A 14697-nucleotide genomic window follows, 5' to 3' on the forward strand; every position below is an offset into this window, starting at 1 on the left:
GTCAAGCCGCCCGCTGGGTTAAGGGGGTGCCTGTATCCACCGGCGACACGGCGAAAGGACCCCCCTCATGCACGACATCCGCGTGATCCGCGACGACCCGGCCGCGTTCGATGCCGCGCTTTCCCGGCGCGGGCTGGCGCCGCTGTCGCCCGAAATCCTGGCGCTGGACGCCGAGCGCCGCACCCGCATCAACGCCGCCGAGACCGCGCAGGCCGAGCAGAACCGCGCCAGCAAGGAGGTCGGCGCCGCCAAGGCGCGCGGCGACGAGGCGGCGTTCGAGGAACTGCGCGCGCTGGTCGCCGCCAAGAAGGCCGAGGTCGCCGCCATGCAGGCCGAGGCCGCGGCGCTGGACGCCGAGCTCCGCGACCTGCTAATGACCATCCCCAACCTGCCGCTGGAGAGCGTGCCCGAAGGGGCGGACGAAAACGACAACGTGGAAATCCGCCGCTGGGGCGAGCCGCGGGCGCTGGACTTCACCCCCGTCGAGCATTTCGAGATCGCCGGCGTTCGTCCGGGCATGGATTTCGCCACCGCCGCCAAGCTGTCGGGGGCGCGTTTCGTCATGCTGACCGGCGCGGTGGCGCGCATCCACCGGGCGCTTGCGCAGTTCATGCTGGACCTGCACGTCGACCGCCACGGGCTGACCGAGGTCTGGGCGCCGGTGCTGGTCCTGCCCGCGATGATGGAGGGCACCGGCCAGCTGCCCAAGTTCGGCGAGGACAGCTATCAGACCCGCGAGGGCTGGTGGCTGATCCCCACCGCCGAGGTGACGCTGACCAACACCGTCCACGGCGATCTGGTCGAGCACGCCACCCTGCCCCGCCGCATGGTCGCGCATTCGCAGTGCTTCCGCTCCGAAGCCGGGTCGGCGGGCCGCGACACCACCGGGATGCTGCGCCAGCACCAGTTCGAAAAGGTCGAGATGGTGTCGATCACCGACGCCGAATCGGGGCTGGCCGAGCATGAGGCGATGACGCGGCGCGCCGAAGCCGTGCTCGAGGCGCTGGGGCTGCCCTATCGCACCATCGTGCTGTGCACCGGCGACATGGGCTTCGGCGCCCGCATCACCCATGATCTCGAGGTCTGGCTGCCCGGGCAGAACCGCTACCGAGAGATTTCCAGCGTCAGCTATTGCGGCGATTTCCAGGCGCGGCGGATGAACGCCCGCTATCGCCCCGCGGGCGGCGGCAGGCCCGAGTTCGTGCACACGCTGAACGGCTCGGGGCTGGCGGTGGGGCGCACCCTGATCGCGGTGCTGGAAAACGGGCAGCAGGCGGACGGTTCGGTCGAGCTGCCGGCGGTGCTGCAGCCCTATCTGGGCGGCGCATCGCGGCTGACCGCCGGCGGAGAGCTTTCCTGACCCCGGGAAAACCATATGATGCCGGGATTGCGATGGACCCGGGCCCGGCGCGGGGCGTTGCAGAGCCATGAACCGGAACCTGCAGGTGCTGATCGAGGTGGCGACGGCGGGCGGCTTTGCCGTCTCGGCCCTGCTGACGTCGTTGCGCACCCTGTCAGGCTGGACCCCGGTCACCAGCACCCCCCTGTCCTTCGAGCGCACGCTGACGGGGCGGATGTCGCTGGGCGGCGGCGCCGGCGAGCTGTCGTTACTGGGGCTGGTGGCGCAGCCGACGACGGCGATTCTGTGGGCGCTGCTGGCGGCGGTGCTGGTGGCGGTGGTGCTGCATCTGGCGGCCCGGCTGCGGGCGCGGCGGGCGGCGCCGCAGCCCCCGGCGATCGCGCTGGGGCTGGCGATGGCGGCGCTGTGGCCCTGGGTGATCGGTCCCGCGCCGCTGCCGGGGCTGGCGCTGGCCGCGGGTGCCTGCGCCGCGCTGACGCTGGGGCTCGCCTGGCAATGCGATGCCGTGCAGGGGCAGGCAGAGCCGATCCCGGGGGTCGAGATCCCGCCGGCGCCGGGGGCCTCGGCGCTGGCCTTCGTCGCGGGCTGGGTGGTGATGGCGGCGACCAGCGCGCTGGGACTGGTGCTGTTCGACTTGGGGATGGGGCTGGAACGCGCGATCCTGCTGGGGCTGCTGGTGGCGGCGCTGGCCGCGGCCTGGGTGCAGCTGCGCCTGCCACGGCTGGTGATGTTTTCCGCCGCCGCGATCTGGGCGATGATCGGCATCGCGGCCGCGACCGCCGGCACCAGCATCACCATCGCCACCGCCTGCGTTCTGGGGATCTCGGCGGTGGCGGTGGTGGTGGTGCGCACCACCACCTGAGCGGCCGCCCGGCGCGGAAACGCCGTCGCCAGCGCCGGGTTTCCTGATAGGATCACACAGGTAAGGATGGTCCGGGCGGCAACGGCCCGACGCAGCGCCGGAGGAGCCGATGTCCGTTGACGCGATTGCACCCGGGGATGCGCCGCAGGGGCGGCGCCTCGTCCCGCCCCTGCCGGGCACCGACCGGCAGCAGGCGTTCCTGCTGCAGTTGGGCGACGCCCATGCCGCGCTGCACGATCCCGCCGCGATCATGCAGACCAGCGCCCGCCTGCTGTGCCAGCATCTGGACGCGGACCGGACGCTGTATCTGGGCATCGAGGACGCGGACGGCGAGCGGCAGTGCCACGTCCGCGGCCAGTACAGCCGGCATTTCCCGCCGCTGCCCGAACGGTTCGACGACGACGCCAGCAGCCTCGGCTGGGTCAGCGCGCAGCTGCGGCTGGGCCGGCCGGTGGTGGTCGCCGACGCCACCACCGACCGGCGGCTGGACCCGGCGGTGCGCCGCGCCTGGCTGGCCACCGGGGTGCTGGCCCTTGTCGCGGTGCCGCTCTTGCGCAACGGCCGCGAGGTGGTGCATTTCGGCTGCCACCACCACTCGGCCCGGCGCTGGACCGACGCGGAGGTAGCGCTGATCGCCGAGGTGGCCGAGCGCACCCGCGCCGCCGTCGAGCGCGCCCGCGCCGAGACCGCCCTGCGCGCCAGCGAGGCCAAGTACCGCGCCATCGTCGATTCCATCAACGAGGGCATCGCCCTGATCGAGGCGGTGACCGACGGCGCGGGCGCGGTGTCGGACCTGGTGTTCCGAGAGGTGAACCCGGCCTTCGCCCGGCAGTTCGACCTCGGCTCGGGCATCGGCGCGGCGGTCGGGCGCAGCGTGGCCGAGCTGCTGCCCGATCTGGTCCCCGGCTGCATGGCCGCGTTCGCGCGCATCCGCCGCGACGGCACCGGCATCCGCCCCGGCCCGCCCCTGCACCTGCGCGGGCGCTGGTTCGAGGTCCATTTCGCCCCGGTCGGCGCCCGCGATTCCGGCTGGATCACCGTGGTGTGCAGCGACATCACCGAGCGGCGGCAGGCCGAGCACGAGCTGCGCCAGCGCGAGCAGCGCCACGAGTTCCTGCTGCGGCTGGCCGATGCGCTGCGGCCGGTGTCGGACCCGCAGGCAATGCAGGCGCTGGCGATGCAGGTGCTCGCCCGGCATCTGGGCGTCGCCCGCGCCGAATATTACGAGATCGACCCGTCGGGGCAGTTCGCCACCCTGCAGCGCGGCAATGCCGGCGAGCCGCCGCACCAGCTGCGCTTTCGGCTGGAGGATTTCGGCCCCGGCCCGCGCTGCGCCTATGCCGCCGGCCAGACCTATGTCTGCGCCGACACCGCCGCCCTGCCCGGCGACGACCCCGGCCGCGAGAGCTTTGCCGAGGTGCAGGCGCGCTCGGTCATCGGGGTGCCGGTCATCAAGGACGGCATGTTCCGCGCGGTGATGAGCGTCATCCATACGGCCCCGCGCGACTGGTCGCCGCTGGACGTGGCGCTGGTCGAGGAAACCGCCGAGCGGGTCTGGGCCGCGGTGCAGCGCGCCCGCGCCGAAACCGCGCAGCAGGCCAGCGAGACCCGCTACCGCACCCTGTTCGACCGCATCGACGAAGGGGTGGCGATCTGCGCGGCGCAGCGCGACGGCGACGGGCGGGTGGTGGACGCGCGCTATGTCGAGCTGAACCCCGCCTATGAACGCCAGACCGGGCTGGACCGCGCCCGCGCCCTGGGGACGCTGGCCAGCGCGGTGTTCCCGCTGCACCATCCGACGCTGATGGCGATTGCCGACCGGGTGCTGCGCACCGGCCGCGCCGAGCGGGTCGAGGATGTCGTCCCCGACCTCGACCGCTGGTTCTCGCTGCGGGTGGCGCCGTTCGGGGGCGAGAACGGGTTCTCGGTGTTCTATGCCGACATCACCGAGGCCCGCCGCGCCGCGGAAGAGCTGCGCGACCGCGAGGAACGGCTGCGCAGCTTTGGCGAGGCGTCCTCGGACGTGCTGTGGATCCGCAACGCGGGCACGCTGGCGCTGGAATATCTCAGCCCGGCCTCAGCGCGGATGTTCGGCCTGCCGCCGGACTGGGCCGCGCAGGGCAAGGGGCTGGACGACTGGCTGGAGCTGGTGGTCCCCCAGGACCGCGCCGCCGCCCGGCAGGCGTTCGAGAAGATCCGGCAGGGCGAGCATCTGACCTACGACCTGCGCATCCGCCGCCCCTCGGACGGGCGGGTGCGGCTGCTGCGCAATACCGATTTCCCGATCCGCGACCCGATGGGCCGGGTCACCCGCATCGGCGGCGTCTGCCACGACGGCACCGAAGAGCAGGAGACAGCCGAGCGGCTGGAGATCCTGGTCGCCGAGCTTCAGCACCGCACCCGCAATCTGCTGGGGGTGGTGCGCTCGGTCGCCGACCGGACCCTGGCCGGCAGCGCCTCGCTGGAGGAGTTCAGCGACCGGTTCCGCGACCGTCTGGGGGCGCTGGCCCGCGTGAACCGGCTGCTGTCGCGGCTGTCCGAGGGCGACCGCATCACCTTTGACGAGCTGCTGCGGGTGGAACTGGCGGCGCACGGGGTCTCGAACGGTTCGGACTATGGCGGGCGGCTGCGGCTGCACGGGCCCGAGGGGATCCGCCTGCGGTCGTCCATGGTGCAGCCGCTGGCGCTGGGGCTGCACGAGCTGGCTACCAATGCCCTGAAATACGGGGCGCTATCGCTGCCCGAGGGGCGGCTGTCGGTCGAATGGCGGCTCGAGGATCGCGCGCCCGGCGAGGGCGAGGACGCGGGGGACGGAAATGGGGACTGCGAGCGCGTGCTGCGGGTCGAGTGGCGCGAAAGCGGGGTGGCGGTGCCCAGGCCCGACCGCGGGCCGGGACCGCGGCCGCGCAGCGGCTCGGGGCGCGAGCTGATCGAGCGGGCGCTGCCCTATCAGCTGAGGGCCGAGACCAGCTATGAGTTGACCCCGAACGGGGTTCATTGCACCATCGCGCTGCCGCTTCCCAGCAGCGCCGACAGCGACGGCCCCAGCGGCGGCTGGATCCGCGCCGCCCGGGGCTGACGCCGCGGGGCTGAAGGCGGGCGCGCCCTTACATGAAGCGCGGCGCCGAGACCGTGCCCCGCCCCGGGGAACCGGCGCCATCGGTGGCGCCCTTGCCGCGCCCCGCCTGGCGGCGGTGGCAGCACAGCTCGGCGATCGCCTCGAGCAGGGCGGAAATCTCGAAGGGTTTCTGGAACACCGGCGCCTCGCGCCAGTCCGCCGGCAGCATGTCGCGGTCGTAGCCGGTGGCCAGCGCATAGGGGATGTCGCGCCTTGTCAGCGCCGCGATCACCGGCGTGACCGCCGCCCCGCGCAGGTTGGTGTCGAGGATCGCCGCATCCACATGCTCGCCCCGCTCCAGCGCGGCCAGCGCCGCCTCGACCGTGGCGAAGGGGCCGACCAGCCGCGCCCCGGCTCGGCCCAGCGCCGAGGCAAGGTCGTCGGCCTGGAAGAATTCATCCTCGACCACCATGACCGCGCAATCCTGCAGCCTGCTGTCTGGTGCCCTGCCCATTCCGAATGGCCCCCGTCTGTTGCGCCCGTGTCCTGCGCATGTCCTGCGCGCCGCTTTCTCGCGCCGTTCTCTTGCGCCGCGTCTGGCGGTGGCCGGCGTGCTGCGGCGGTCCTGCGGCGTGACGTCGCCACCATATGGGGAGGAAACCGCCTGCCGCAAGGATTCGGCCCCCGAGTGCCGCTGCGGCGTTTCCAGGTTTCGCACTGCTGGCGGGCAAGCGCGAGAGGCCGCGGCGATCAGCCGCGGCGGGGGCGGATGGTGTCGCCGGGCAGAAAGGTCGGGGCCAGCGCGATGATGCCGTCCTCGGGGCGCGGGTCCTTGCCGGCGACGATGCGCGCCGCGCGCCGGCCGATGTCCAGCCGCCGCGCATCGGTGGTCGCCAGCCGCATCGGCAGCCCGTCCAGCAGGTCGACGCCGTTGAACCCGGCCAGCCCCAGCCGCCCGGGGATGTCGATCCCCTGCCCCAGCGCCCAGATCAGCCCGCCCGCCCCGATCAGGTCGTTGGAATAATACAGGAAATCCAGTTCCGGCTCGCGCGCGAGGATCCGCTCGGTCAGCTCGCGCCCCTTGGCCAGCGACGAGCCGCCCTGATAATATTCGCGCGCCACCAGCGTCAGCCCGGCCTGCGCCAGCGCCCGTTCGAACCCGACCAGCCGCTTGCGGGCGCGGTGGTCCTCGGGCATGTGGGTGCCGATGAAGCCGATGCGGCGATAGCCCGCGGCCAGGATCTGCGCCGCCATCTCTTCGCCCGCGCGCTCGTGGCTGATGCCCACGGCGCAGTCGATGGGATGGCCGTCGACATCCATGATCTCGACTACCGGCACCCCGGCATTGCCTAGCATCGCGCGCGAGGCGCGGCTGTGTTCCAGCCCGGCCAGGATCACCCCCGAGGGCCGCCAGCTGAGCATGTCGTAAAGCACGGTCTCCTCGCGCGCGGGGCCGTAGTTGGTCACCCCCACGACGGGTTGCAGCCCGGTGTCGTCGAGCTCGGCCGAGATTCCGCCCAGCACGTCGGGAAACACCAGGTTCGACAGCGACGGGATCACCACCGCCACCAGGTTGACCCGCTGGCTGGCCAGCCCGCCGGCGATCTTGTTGGGCACATAGCCCAGCGTCCGCGCCGCGGTCAGCACCTTTTCGCGGGTGGCGGGCGAGACATCGCCGCGGTTGCGCAGCACCCGGCTGACGGTCATCTCGCTGACCCCCGAGGCAAGCGACACGTCGCGAAGGGTCAGCGGGCGACGGCGGGGTTCAGGGCTCATGCGGAAATCACCGGGTTGCGCGGCAGGGAATGGAATCGTGTTAGCGCACGACAAGATACCGGCGCAACCTTGCCACGCCCCCGCCACCCATGCGACAAGACCGCCAGCGACCCCGTGGCTCAACTGGATAGAGCAGCCCCCTCCTAAGGGGCAGGTTGGAGGTTCGAATCCTCTCGGGGTCGCCAGCTTGGAAAATCGGGGCGCGGCGTCTTCCGCATCGCGACCCTGCACCGCGCCAGCGTCAATCGCCGCCGTTCCCGCCGCGGTATTCCGCAAGCACCCGCCAGACCAGATCCTGCATCCATGCGGCCTGTGCCTGATCCGGGCCGGAGCGGGGGGGAATATTCGCCGGCAGGCCGCGGGGATCCTTGCTGTAGATCACCGCGAAATGCGCCAGGGCGATCAGGTAATTGCCCCTGTCGTTGAGATGGATGTCATCCGCAAACAGATCGGACAAAGAGCCCAGCCCCGGCGCCTTGCCAGCCAGAATATCGTCATGCGCCGCCGCCATGATCAATGGCCCGGGGATCATCGCCATTTGCGGCATCCCGTCGGCCAATCCTGCATTCACATGGCTTCGAATCTCTTCCCAACGGGCCATTTCGAGCGGCATCCGCTCACGGAAGGCAATATGCCCTTCCGGGTCGTTGTAGGGATTGGGGTAATCCGGCCCCGAGGTCATATCGACCCAGGTCGCAAACAGGATGCTGCGCGCGCCGGCACCGTCGCTGCCATGCCGCCAGGCATGCTCGGCCCAGCGCAGCGCCATCTCTGACGAGCGGTGATAGGGGGCGGTGTTGGCCAGCGATACCCGCTCGGTGATGACCAGAACGTCGAAATTGGCCATTACCTTGGGATCGCGAATATCGGGAGCGTCGCCCTCGGGCGCATGTTCCCAGCGCCATTCCATCGGGCTGCCGGGAATTGTCGATTTCACCAGCACCCCGCGACGAGAGCCCCTGAGGCGGAGGAAACTCTCCAGCGGCGGCATGATGCCATCGGTCAGGCTATGACCGGACTCGACGACGCGCAGGCTGAAATCATCCTTGTCCGCGGCCGGAATGCCACGGCCGGACGCAATCAGGAAAAGCCCCGATGATCCGGCACCGAAAAGCAGGCTTCTCCGATCCAATTCCGCCCCCGTCCAGATAATCGACACCTTGACGGAGGGCATATTCCACGCCCATCACATCAGCCTAATGCATTCTCCCAGATTACCGCCGACGCGCGATCGTTTCAAGCCGAGGCACGCCCCGCGGCGCCGGAGATGGTCATTGCGATGGACCGCGCGCCGGTCCTGCCCTATTTTCCAGACCGGACCGCTCGGCCCGGGGGATCATGCCGGTGCCGGCACGGCGGAACGCCCAGCGGGCCACGGGGAACGACACAGGCAAGCGCAAGGCGGACATGCTGCGGATTTTACGGCGATACGGCCTGTTTGCCGGAGGCTCGGCGCTTGGCGCCGTGGTCGATTACGTCGTGACCCTCGGCGCGGTCGGGCTGTTCGGCCTGTCCTCTGCGGTGGCGCTGGGGCTGGCGATGCTGGTCAGCGCCACCGGGGTGTTCTTCTGGCACGAGCACATCACCTTCGACGCCGCGGGAACCCGCGGAAAATCGCGGCGCTACGCCGCCTTCATGCTGTGGAGCGGGGTGGTCTTTGCGCTGCGCGCCGCGATGCTTCTGGGCTTCCAGACCCTCGGCCTGCCGCTGCCGGTTGCCCTGGCGGCGGCAATCGGCATCGCCTCGGTCATCAACTACATGCTGTCATCGCGGGCCATCTTCCGTCCGCGCGGCTAGGGGCAGCGCCGGGTTCGCGGTCAGCCACATGATGTCGGGCGCCGCTTCATCCACCCGGGACAGTGGCATCCCGGGGGCCAGCCTGTCCTGGGGCCGGCGCCCGGCGGCGGGTCCCGACCAGCGGACGTCATCGACAAGGAACAGCGGCCGGCGCTTGGTCTCGTTGAAGATGCGGCCCAGGTATTCGCCGATCACCCCCAACGCGATCAGCTGCGCGCCGCCCAGCAGCAGGATGGTCAGGAACAGGGTCGGAAAGCCCTGCACCTCTTCGCCGAAGAAGATCGTGCGGAGGAAATAGAACGTGCCGGCCAGAAAGGCGACCAGCGCGATGGCGAATCCGAGATAGGCGGTCAGCCGCAGCGGCACGATGGTAAAGGAGGTGATCCCCTCGATGGACAGATTCACCAGCTGCCCGTAATTCCACTTGGACGAGCCCGCAAAGCGCGGCTTGCGCACGTAATCCACGGCCACCGCGGGAAAGCCGATCCAGGCGAACAGCCCCTTCATGAAGCGATGCGTTTCCGGCAGCCGCAGCAGCGCCTCGACCGAGCGGCGGCTCATCAGCCGGAAGTCCCCGACATTCTCGGGCAGCGGCACCGGCCCAAGGCGGCGCATCAGCCGATAGAAGACGCGCGCGGTCGCCCGCTTCAGCCAGTTGTCCCCCTGCCGCTCGATGCGCCGACCATAGGCGATGTCGTAGCCCTCGCGATAGCGTTCGATGAACGCCGGGATCAGCTCGGGCGGGTCCTGAAGGTCGGCGTCGATCACCACCACCGCATTGCCCGAGGCGTGGCACAGGCCTGCGGTCAGGGCGATCTCTTTCCCGAAGTTCCGCGACAGGTTGACGATGGTGATGTTGCCCTCGCGCTCGGCAAGCCCATGCATCTCGGACAGGGTGCCGTCGCTGCTGCCGTCATTGACAAAGACGATCTCGTAACCCTGGCCGAGCGGCCTCAGGACCTGGCCGAGGCGGCTCACGAACTCGCCAAGCCCGCCCTCTTCGTTGAAACAGGGGCAGACGATCGAGAGCAGTTCCGGAGGGGGGCGCCGTTCGGTCATGCCGACCTGCCTGTCCGCAGCGCCGCGGCAGAGCGGATCGGATTGCGGCAGATGACCAGATAGATCGCCAGCAGCGCCAGCAGCGCCAGCTCGCGCGAGCGGGCGACGGCGCCGAGATCGAGCCGTTCCCAGATCCTCTGCGGGAAGAACAGGATGCAGGCCAGAACCGCGATGATGGCAAGCAGGGTCCTTCGTCCCCGCGCCGCCCGCAGCAGCGGGTAGGTGATCACCGCCGCCGGCGCCAGATCGTAGTCATGCGCCATGAACAGCAGCGCCGAGATGATGAGGATGGCCGCGATCAGCCAGATGTTCTCGTATCCGTCGCGTATCAGGTAAAGCAGGAGCACGCTGGCTGCGGCCAGCGGCATCAGCGACGGGGTCTCGATTCCCGCCGACGCGAGGACGCTGCGCAGGCCGAACACATGCCGGAACGTCGCGGTGTTGAACTCGCTGTCCGAATATTCGCCCAGCGACCGGATCCACGCGATCCAGGAACCCTCGATCCCGGCCGCAATGATCGGCCAGGCGGTGGCGGCCAGGGTGGCCGCAGCGGCGGCCAGCAGCAGCGACCATCTGCGGTCGAGAAGGAACCAGAGGCCGACGAGCAGCGCCAGCTGCGGCTTGAAGGCGCTCAGGCCCAGAAGCACGCCCGCCAGGATGTCCCGGCGCCGGTCGGCCAGCAGCCAGCAGCCCATCAGCAGCGCGGCCGCGACCAGGGTGGTCTGCCCCATCCACACCACATGGGCGGTAAAGGGATTGCCGATGACCACGGCCGAGGCAAAAAGGATATCCGCGCGCATCCGGGCCTGATCGGCCGCGTCGATCGCCCCCGCCTTCAACGCCCCATTGCAGAGAAACAGGACCAGAAACAGGATCGAGGCAATATTCAACGCCCCCATCGCCAATCTGGCATAGTCGAGATCGCCGATCGACAGGACCATCGCGAGCGGTGCCGAGTTCGGCGGATAGGCGAAGATTTCGGAATCGAAATCGGCAATCGACTTCATATGCGCCTTGAAGTCGGCGGCGTCATAGGGGTTTCGCAGATTGTCCCACATTTCGCCGGCGACATGAATATAGCGCATGTCGAAACCGTAGATGCCACCCCCGCGGCCGACGCCCAGAAAGCCGAAAGCGACCAGCGCCGCCACGGCCAGGACCAGCAGTCCAGCCGCCATCGCGAAACGCCCGGAGGAGTTCTGCCCGACCCTGACAAATGCCATCCCTCGGTCCCCTGCAAGTCTATCGACATCCGGTCACAGGTCTCATGCAGAACTTCCTGCCTGTTTAGCACGGAACCCCCCGTCGCTCCAAGAATATTGAGCAAGCCTCGGCCTTGGTCTTTAGGACAGGAAAAGACGCCAGCGGGGCGAAATGAGACCATGCCGCCCAGGCATATCGGCAGGTAATCGAGTTCGCACCCGCGGTGGCGAAAGTTCTGCACGGCGGCTTCGCCCGGCGCCTCGGAAACCAAAACTTCGGGTGCCAGGTGGTGCGCCTCATTGGGCCGGGCGCAACCGCGCGCGCCTGCCTTCTCTTTTGTCTGAAAATATCCCGGGGGTCCGGGGGCAGCGCCCCCGGCTTCGTCACGCCGGCGCGCGCAGGTCCGCCCGATACGCCGCCGGGCTTTCCGCAGCACGTCTGGCGTCCGGCGCTTGCTGCCTCTATAGCGGGCGGCATGTCCGATATCCTGCCTCCATGCCCCGAATGCGCCTCGACCTACACCTATCAGGTGGATGCCCTGCTGAACTGCCCCCAGTGCGGCCACGAATGGCAGCCGGGGACGGCGGCCGACGAGGCGTCCGAGGTGCGGGACAGCGTCGGCAACGTCCTGCGTGACGGCGACACGGTGACGGTGATCAAGGACCTGAAGGTCAAGGGCTCGTCCGCGGTCGTCAAGGTCGGCACCAAGGTCCGCGGCATCCGGCTGGTGGACGGCGACCACGATATCGACTGCAAGATCCCGGGAATCGGGCAGATGGGACTGAAATCGCAATTCGTGAAGAAGGTCGCGGATTAGGACGTCGCACCGCACCCGCAGCAGGAGCAGCGCATGACCGCAATCGCCTTGGGGCTGGACAGTTTCGGCGACGTGAACCTTAGCGCGGACGGGCAGCCGGTGCCGATGCAGCAGGTGCTGCGCGACGTGGTCGAACAGGCGGTGCTGGCCGACGGGCTGGGCATCGACTTCATCGGGCTGGGCGAACATCACCGCCCCGATTTCGCCATCTCGGCGCCGGAAATCCTGCTGGCGGCGATCGCGGGGCGGACCTCGCGCATCCGGCTGGGCACGGCGGTGACGGTGCTGTCCACCGACGACCCGGTGCGGGTGTTCGAGCGGTTCTCGACCCTGAACGCGGTCTCATCGGGCCGGGCCGAGCCGATCCTGGGCCGCGGTTCCTTCACCGAAAGCTACGGGCTGTTCGGATTCGACCTGCAGGATTACGAGGCGCTGTTCGAGGAACGGCTGGACCTGTTCGCCCGGCTTCTGCGCGAGGAGCGCGTAAGCTGGCAGGGCCGCACCCGCGCCGCGCTGGTGGATGCCGCGGTCTATCCGCCGCTGGGGCCCGGGGGGATGCGGGTCTGGGTCGGGGTCGGCGGCTCGCCGCAATCGGTGCTGCGGGTGGTGCGCCACGATCTGCAGCTGATGCTGGCGATCATCGGCGGCGAGCCGGCGCGCTTCCGCCCCTTTGTCGATCTGTATCACGAGGCCTGTGCCAAGACCGGCCGCACGCCGCGCCCGATCGGGATGCATTCGCCCGGCTTCGTCGGCGCCAGCGACGAGGCCGCGCGCGAGGCGTTCTGGCCGCATTACCGCGACTTCACCAACCGCCTCGGCCGGGAACGCGGCTGGCCCGCGGTCACCCGCGACCGCTATCTGGCCGAGATCGAGCACGGCTCGCTTTATGTCGGCAGCCCGCAGACGGTGGCGCGCAAGATCGCCGCCAGCGTGCGCGCGGTGGGGGTGGCGCAGTTCGACCTGAAATACGCTACCGGCCCGATGCCGCATGACCAGCTGATGTCCTGCATCCAGTTGTACGGGCAAGAGGTGATCCCGATGGTGCGCGAGTTGCTGGCCGGGGGTAATCCCTCAACCCCTTGACTTTTGCGGCCGGATCGCCATCTTGGCCCGGTCGCCACCCGCTGCCGCGTGAGCAGCCGCGGAAATCCGTTTCCGTCAGGGTCCGACAATCGACTGGTTCCCCATCTCACGCAGGGTTGCCGGCGGGTTTCGTATCTGACCCGCGACCCTTGCCCTGCCGCCGGCGCTGCCCGCGGCCCATGTCGCTGCGTTTCCGATACGGGGAATCGCGGCACGGAAAACCAGAATGAACGAACATATCCGCAATTCCCGCACCGATTCCTCGCGTCCCTCGGGCAACCGCAAGCCGCAGGGCGGCAGCCGTTTCCGCGACGAGGACGCACCTGCCGGCAAGCCGCGCTCGGCCGGGTTCGACGCCCGCCGCGGCCCCGGCCGCGCCAAGAAGGCCCGCGCCGAGGCCGAGCCCTTTGTCCGCCGCGCCATTCCCGATATCGACACCGCCTTTACCCGCATGGGCATCGACGCCCGCGTGGCGATCAACCTGCCGCCCTTGGGGCTGAACGAGCCGACGCCGATCCAGGCGCAGGCGTTTCCGTCCATCGTGGCGGGGCGCGACCTACTGGGGCTGGCGCAGACCGGCACTGGCAAGACCGCGGCCTTCAGCCTGCCGATGCTGACCCGGCTGCTGGTCGCCGGCAAGCGCCCCGAGCCGGGCACCTGCCGCGCCCTGATCCTGGCGCCGACCCGCGAACTGGCGACGCAGATCGCCCAGAACGTCGAGGCCTTCGCTCAGGGCACCGGGCTGCGCGCCTTTCGCGTGGTCGGCGGCGCCTCGATCAACGTGCAGATCGACCGGCTGTCGCGCGGCGTCGACGTGCTGATCGCCACCCCCGGCCGCCTGATCGACCTGATCGAGCGCAAGGCCATCCGCTTTGACGACACCAGCTATCTGGTGCTGGACGAGGCCGACCAGATGCTGGACATCGGCTTCATCCACGCGCTGCGCCGCATCGCCAAGCTGCTGCCCCGCAACCGCCAGACGCTGCTGTTTTCCGCCACCATGCCCAAGCTGATGGAGGAACTGGCCGACAGCTACCTGACCGATCCGGTGCGGGTCGAGGCGAACCCTCCGGGCCGCCCCGCCGACAAGATCGCGCAAGGCGTGCACTTCGTGAACCAGGGCGACAAGGCCACGCTGCTGGCCGAGTATCTGGCCAAGCACCCGGGCGAGCTGGCGATCGTCTTTGGCCGCACCAAGCACGGGTCGGAAAAACTGTCTAAATTGCTGGAGAAATGGGGCTTCAAGGTCGCCGCCATCCACGGCAACAAGAGCCAGGGGCAGCGGGAACGGGCGCTGGCCTCGTTCCGGGCCGAGGATACGCAGGTGCTGGTCGCCACCGATGTGGCCGCACGCGGCATCGACATCCCGCAGGTCGCGCATGTCTATAACTACGACCTGCCGAACGTGCCGGAGAACTATGTCCACCGCATCGGCCGCACCGCCCGTGCCGGCCGCGACGGCCGCGCCGTGGCCTTCTGCTCGCCCGCCGAGCTGGGCGAGCTGCGGGCCATCGAAAAGACCATCAAGACCGCGATCCCGGTGATCGGCGGCGAGGTTCCGGCGGGGGCCCCCGCCCCCTCTGCCCGCCCGTCCCGCGGGGCGGCGCCTGCCGCGGCGCGCAAGCGCCCGGCCCGGCGGCCCTCGCGCGCGCCGAGGGCGTCTCAGGGCTAGGTTGCATCCG

The 14697-nt window shown here is 69.8% G+C and carries 12 protein-coding genes and 1 tRNA gene; 8 read left to right on the plus strand and 5 right to left on the minus strand.

Translation table 11 applies throughout. The features are described 5' to 3' along the window. Positions 1 to 67: 67 nt before the first annotated feature. The 3 genes from serS (at position 68) to BUB57_RS03625 (ending at position 5301) form a co-directional block, all read left to right on the plus strand. The gene (serS, locus tag BUB57_RS03615; RefSeq protein WP_073062332.1) at positions 68 to 1360 is read left to right on the plus strand and encodes a serine--tRNA ligase; all 1293 of its coding nucleotides are present in this window, start codon (positions 68 to 70) and stop codon (positions 1358 to 1360) included. Between the two features lie 67 nt (positions 1361 to 1427). Further along, positions 1428 to 2222 carry a hypothetical protein gene (locus BUB57_RS16710; protein ID WP_073062336.1) on the plus strand — a complete coding sequence of 265 codons (795 nt, stop codon included), beginning with the start codon at positions 1428 to 1430 and terminating at the stop codon, positions 2220 to 2222. Between the two features lie 109 nt (positions 2223 to 2331). Further along, positions 2332 to 5301: a PAS domain S-box protein gene (locus tag BUB57_RS03625; RefSeq protein ID WP_073062339.1), complete on the plus strand. Its 2970-nt coding sequence runs from the start codon at positions 2332 to 2334 to the stop codon at positions 5299 to 5301. A gap of 28 nt (positions 5302 to 5329) precedes the next feature. Here BUB57_RS03625 and BUB57_RS03630 read toward each other — a convergent pair whose 3' ends face one another. Both BUB57_RS03630 and BUB57_RS03635 read right to left on the minus strand, forming a co-directional pair. Then, positions 5330 to 5794 (minus strand): response regulator, encoded by a 465-nt coding sequence (locus tag BUB57_RS03630; protein ID WP_143159609.1) that lies wholly within the window; start codon positions 5792 to 5794, stop codon positions 5330 to 5332. Positions 5795 to 6030: 236 nt separating this feature from the next. Then, positions 6031 to 7056 (minus strand): LacI family DNA-binding transcriptional regulator, encoded by a 1026-nt coding sequence (locus BUB57_RS03635; protein WP_073062345.1) that lies wholly within the window; start codon positions 7054 to 7056, stop codon positions 6031 to 6033. A gap of 108 nt (positions 7057 to 7164) precedes the next feature. Here BUB57_RS03635 and BUB57_RS03640 point away from each other — a divergent pair. Further along, positions 7165 to 7241: transfer RNA gene (locus BUB57_RS03640), tRNA-Arg, on the plus strand. Between the two features lie 56 nt (positions 7242 to 7297). Here the strand turns inward: BUB57_RS03640 and BUB57_RS03645 are convergent. After that, positions 7298 to 8230, minus strand: a complete 933-nt coding sequence (locus tag BUB57_RS03645; protein ID WP_143159610.1) for a hypothetical protein — start codon at positions 8228 to 8230, stop codon at positions 7298 to 7300. Between the two features lie 233 nt (positions 8231 to 8463). Between BUB57_RS03645 and BUB57_RS03650 the strand changes: the two genes are divergently transcribed. After that, positions 8464 to 8853, plus strand: coding sequence for a GtrA family protein (locus BUB57_RS03650; protein WP_073063574.1), 390 nt, complete (start codon positions 8464 to 8466; stop codon positions 8851 to 8853). Here the strand turns inward: BUB57_RS03650 and BUB57_RS03655 are convergent. Both BUB57_RS03655 and BUB57_RS03660 read right to left on the minus strand, forming a co-directional pair. Beyond that, the gene (locus BUB57_RS03655) at positions 8821 to 9912 is read right to left on the minus strand and encodes a glycosyltransferase family 2 protein (protein WP_073062352.1); all 1092 of its coding nucleotides are present in this window, start codon (positions 9910 to 9912) and stop codon (positions 8821 to 8823) included. The two genes, BUB57_RS03650 and BUB57_RS03655, sit on opposite strands and share 33 nt — an antisense overlap. Continuing rightward, positions 9909 to 11135 (minus strand): glycosyltransferase family 87 protein, encoded by a 1227-nt coding sequence (locus tag BUB57_RS03660; protein ID WP_073062355.1) that lies wholly within the window; start codon positions 11133 to 11135, stop codon positions 9909 to 9911. Before BUB57_RS03660 ends, BUB57_RS03655 begins: the two co-directional genes overlap by 4 nt. A gap of 455 nt (positions 11136 to 11590) precedes the next feature. On the opposite strand from BUB57_RS03660, the gene BUB57_RS03665 reads away from it, so the two are divergent. From BUB57_RS03665 to BUB57_RS03675, 3 genes are all read left to right on the plus strand, one after another. Then, positions 11591 to 11932 carry a zinc ribbon domain-containing protein YjdM gene (locus tag BUB57_RS03665; RefSeq protein WP_073062359.1) on the plus strand — a complete coding sequence of 114 codons (342 nt, stop codon included), beginning with the start codon at positions 11591 to 11593 and terminating at the stop codon, positions 11930 to 11932. 33 nt (positions 11933 to 11965) lie between these two features. Further along, a complete protein-coding gene (locus BUB57_RS03670; RefSeq protein ID WP_073062363.1) occupies positions 11966 to 13015 on the plus strand; it encodes an LLM class flavin-dependent oxidoreductase in 1050 nt (349 codons plus the stop codon). Between the two features lie 451 nt (positions 13016 to 13466). Beyond that, the gene (locus BUB57_RS03675) at positions 13467 to 14687 is read left to right on the plus strand and encodes a DEAD/DEAH box helicase (protein WP_084731984.1); all 1221 of its coding nucleotides are present in this window, start codon (positions 13467 to 13469) and stop codon (positions 14685 to 14687) included. Positions 14688 to 14697: the final 10 nt, after the last annotated feature.

It is taken from the genome of Paracoccus solventivorans (assembly GCF_900142875.1).
Classification (GTDB): Bacteria; Pseudomonadota; Alphaproteobacteria; order Rhodobacterales; family Rhodobacteraceae; genus Paracoccus; species Paracoccus solventivorans.

What these genes read in the sequence shown, in the direction of transcription:
- serS (WP_073062332.1), top strand. Translation starts at nt 68, where the DNA reads ATGCACGACATCCGCGTGATCCGCGACGACCCGGCCGCGTTCGATGCC.
- BUB57_RS16710 (WP_073062336.1), top strand. Translation starts at nt 1,428, where the DNA reads ATGAACCGGAACCTGCAGGTGCTGATCGAGGTGGCGACGGCGGGCGGC.
- BUB57_RS03625 (WP_073062339.1), top strand. Translation starts at nt 2,332, where the DNA reads ATGTCCGTTGACGCGATTGCACCCGGGGATGCGCCGCAGGGGCGGCGC.
- BUB57_RS03630 (WP_143159609.1), bottom strand. Translation starts at nt 5,794, where the DNA reads ATGGGCAGGGCACCAGACAGCAGGCTGCAGGATTGCGCGGTCATGGTG.
- BUB57_RS03635 (WP_073062345.1), bottom strand. Translation starts at nt 7,056, where the DNA reads ATGAGCCCTGAACCCCGCCGTCGCCCGCTGACCCTTCGCGACGTGTCG.
- BUB57_RS03645 (WP_143159610.1), bottom strand. Translation starts at nt 8,230, where the DNA reads ATGCCCTCCGTCAAGGTGTCGATTATCTGGACGGGGGCGGAATTGGAT.
- BUB57_RS03650 (WP_073063574.1), top strand. Translation starts at nt 8,464, where the DNA reads ATGCTGCGGATTTTACGGCGATACGGCCTGTTTGCCGGAGGCTCGGCG.
- BUB57_RS03655 (WP_073062352.1), bottom strand. Translation starts at nt 9,912, where the DNA reads ATGACCGAACGGCGCCCCCCTCCGGAACTGCTCTCGATCGTCTGCCCC.
- BUB57_RS03660 (WP_073062355.1), bottom strand. Translation starts at nt 11,135, where the DNA reads ATGGCATTTGTCAGGGTCGGGCAGAACTCCTCCGGGCGTTTCGCGATG.
- BUB57_RS03665 (WP_073062359.1), top strand. Translation starts at nt 11,591, where the DNA reads ATGTCCGATATCCTGCCTCCATGCCCCGAATGCGCCTCGACCTACACC.
- BUB57_RS03670 (WP_073062363.1), top strand. Translation starts at nt 11,966, where the DNA reads ATGACCGCAATCGCCTTGGGGCTGGACAGTTTCGGCGACGTGAACCTT.
- BUB57_RS03675 (WP_084731984.1), top strand. Translation starts at nt 13,467, where the DNA reads ATGGGCATCGACGCCCGCGTGGCGATCAACCTGCCGCCCTTGGGGCTG.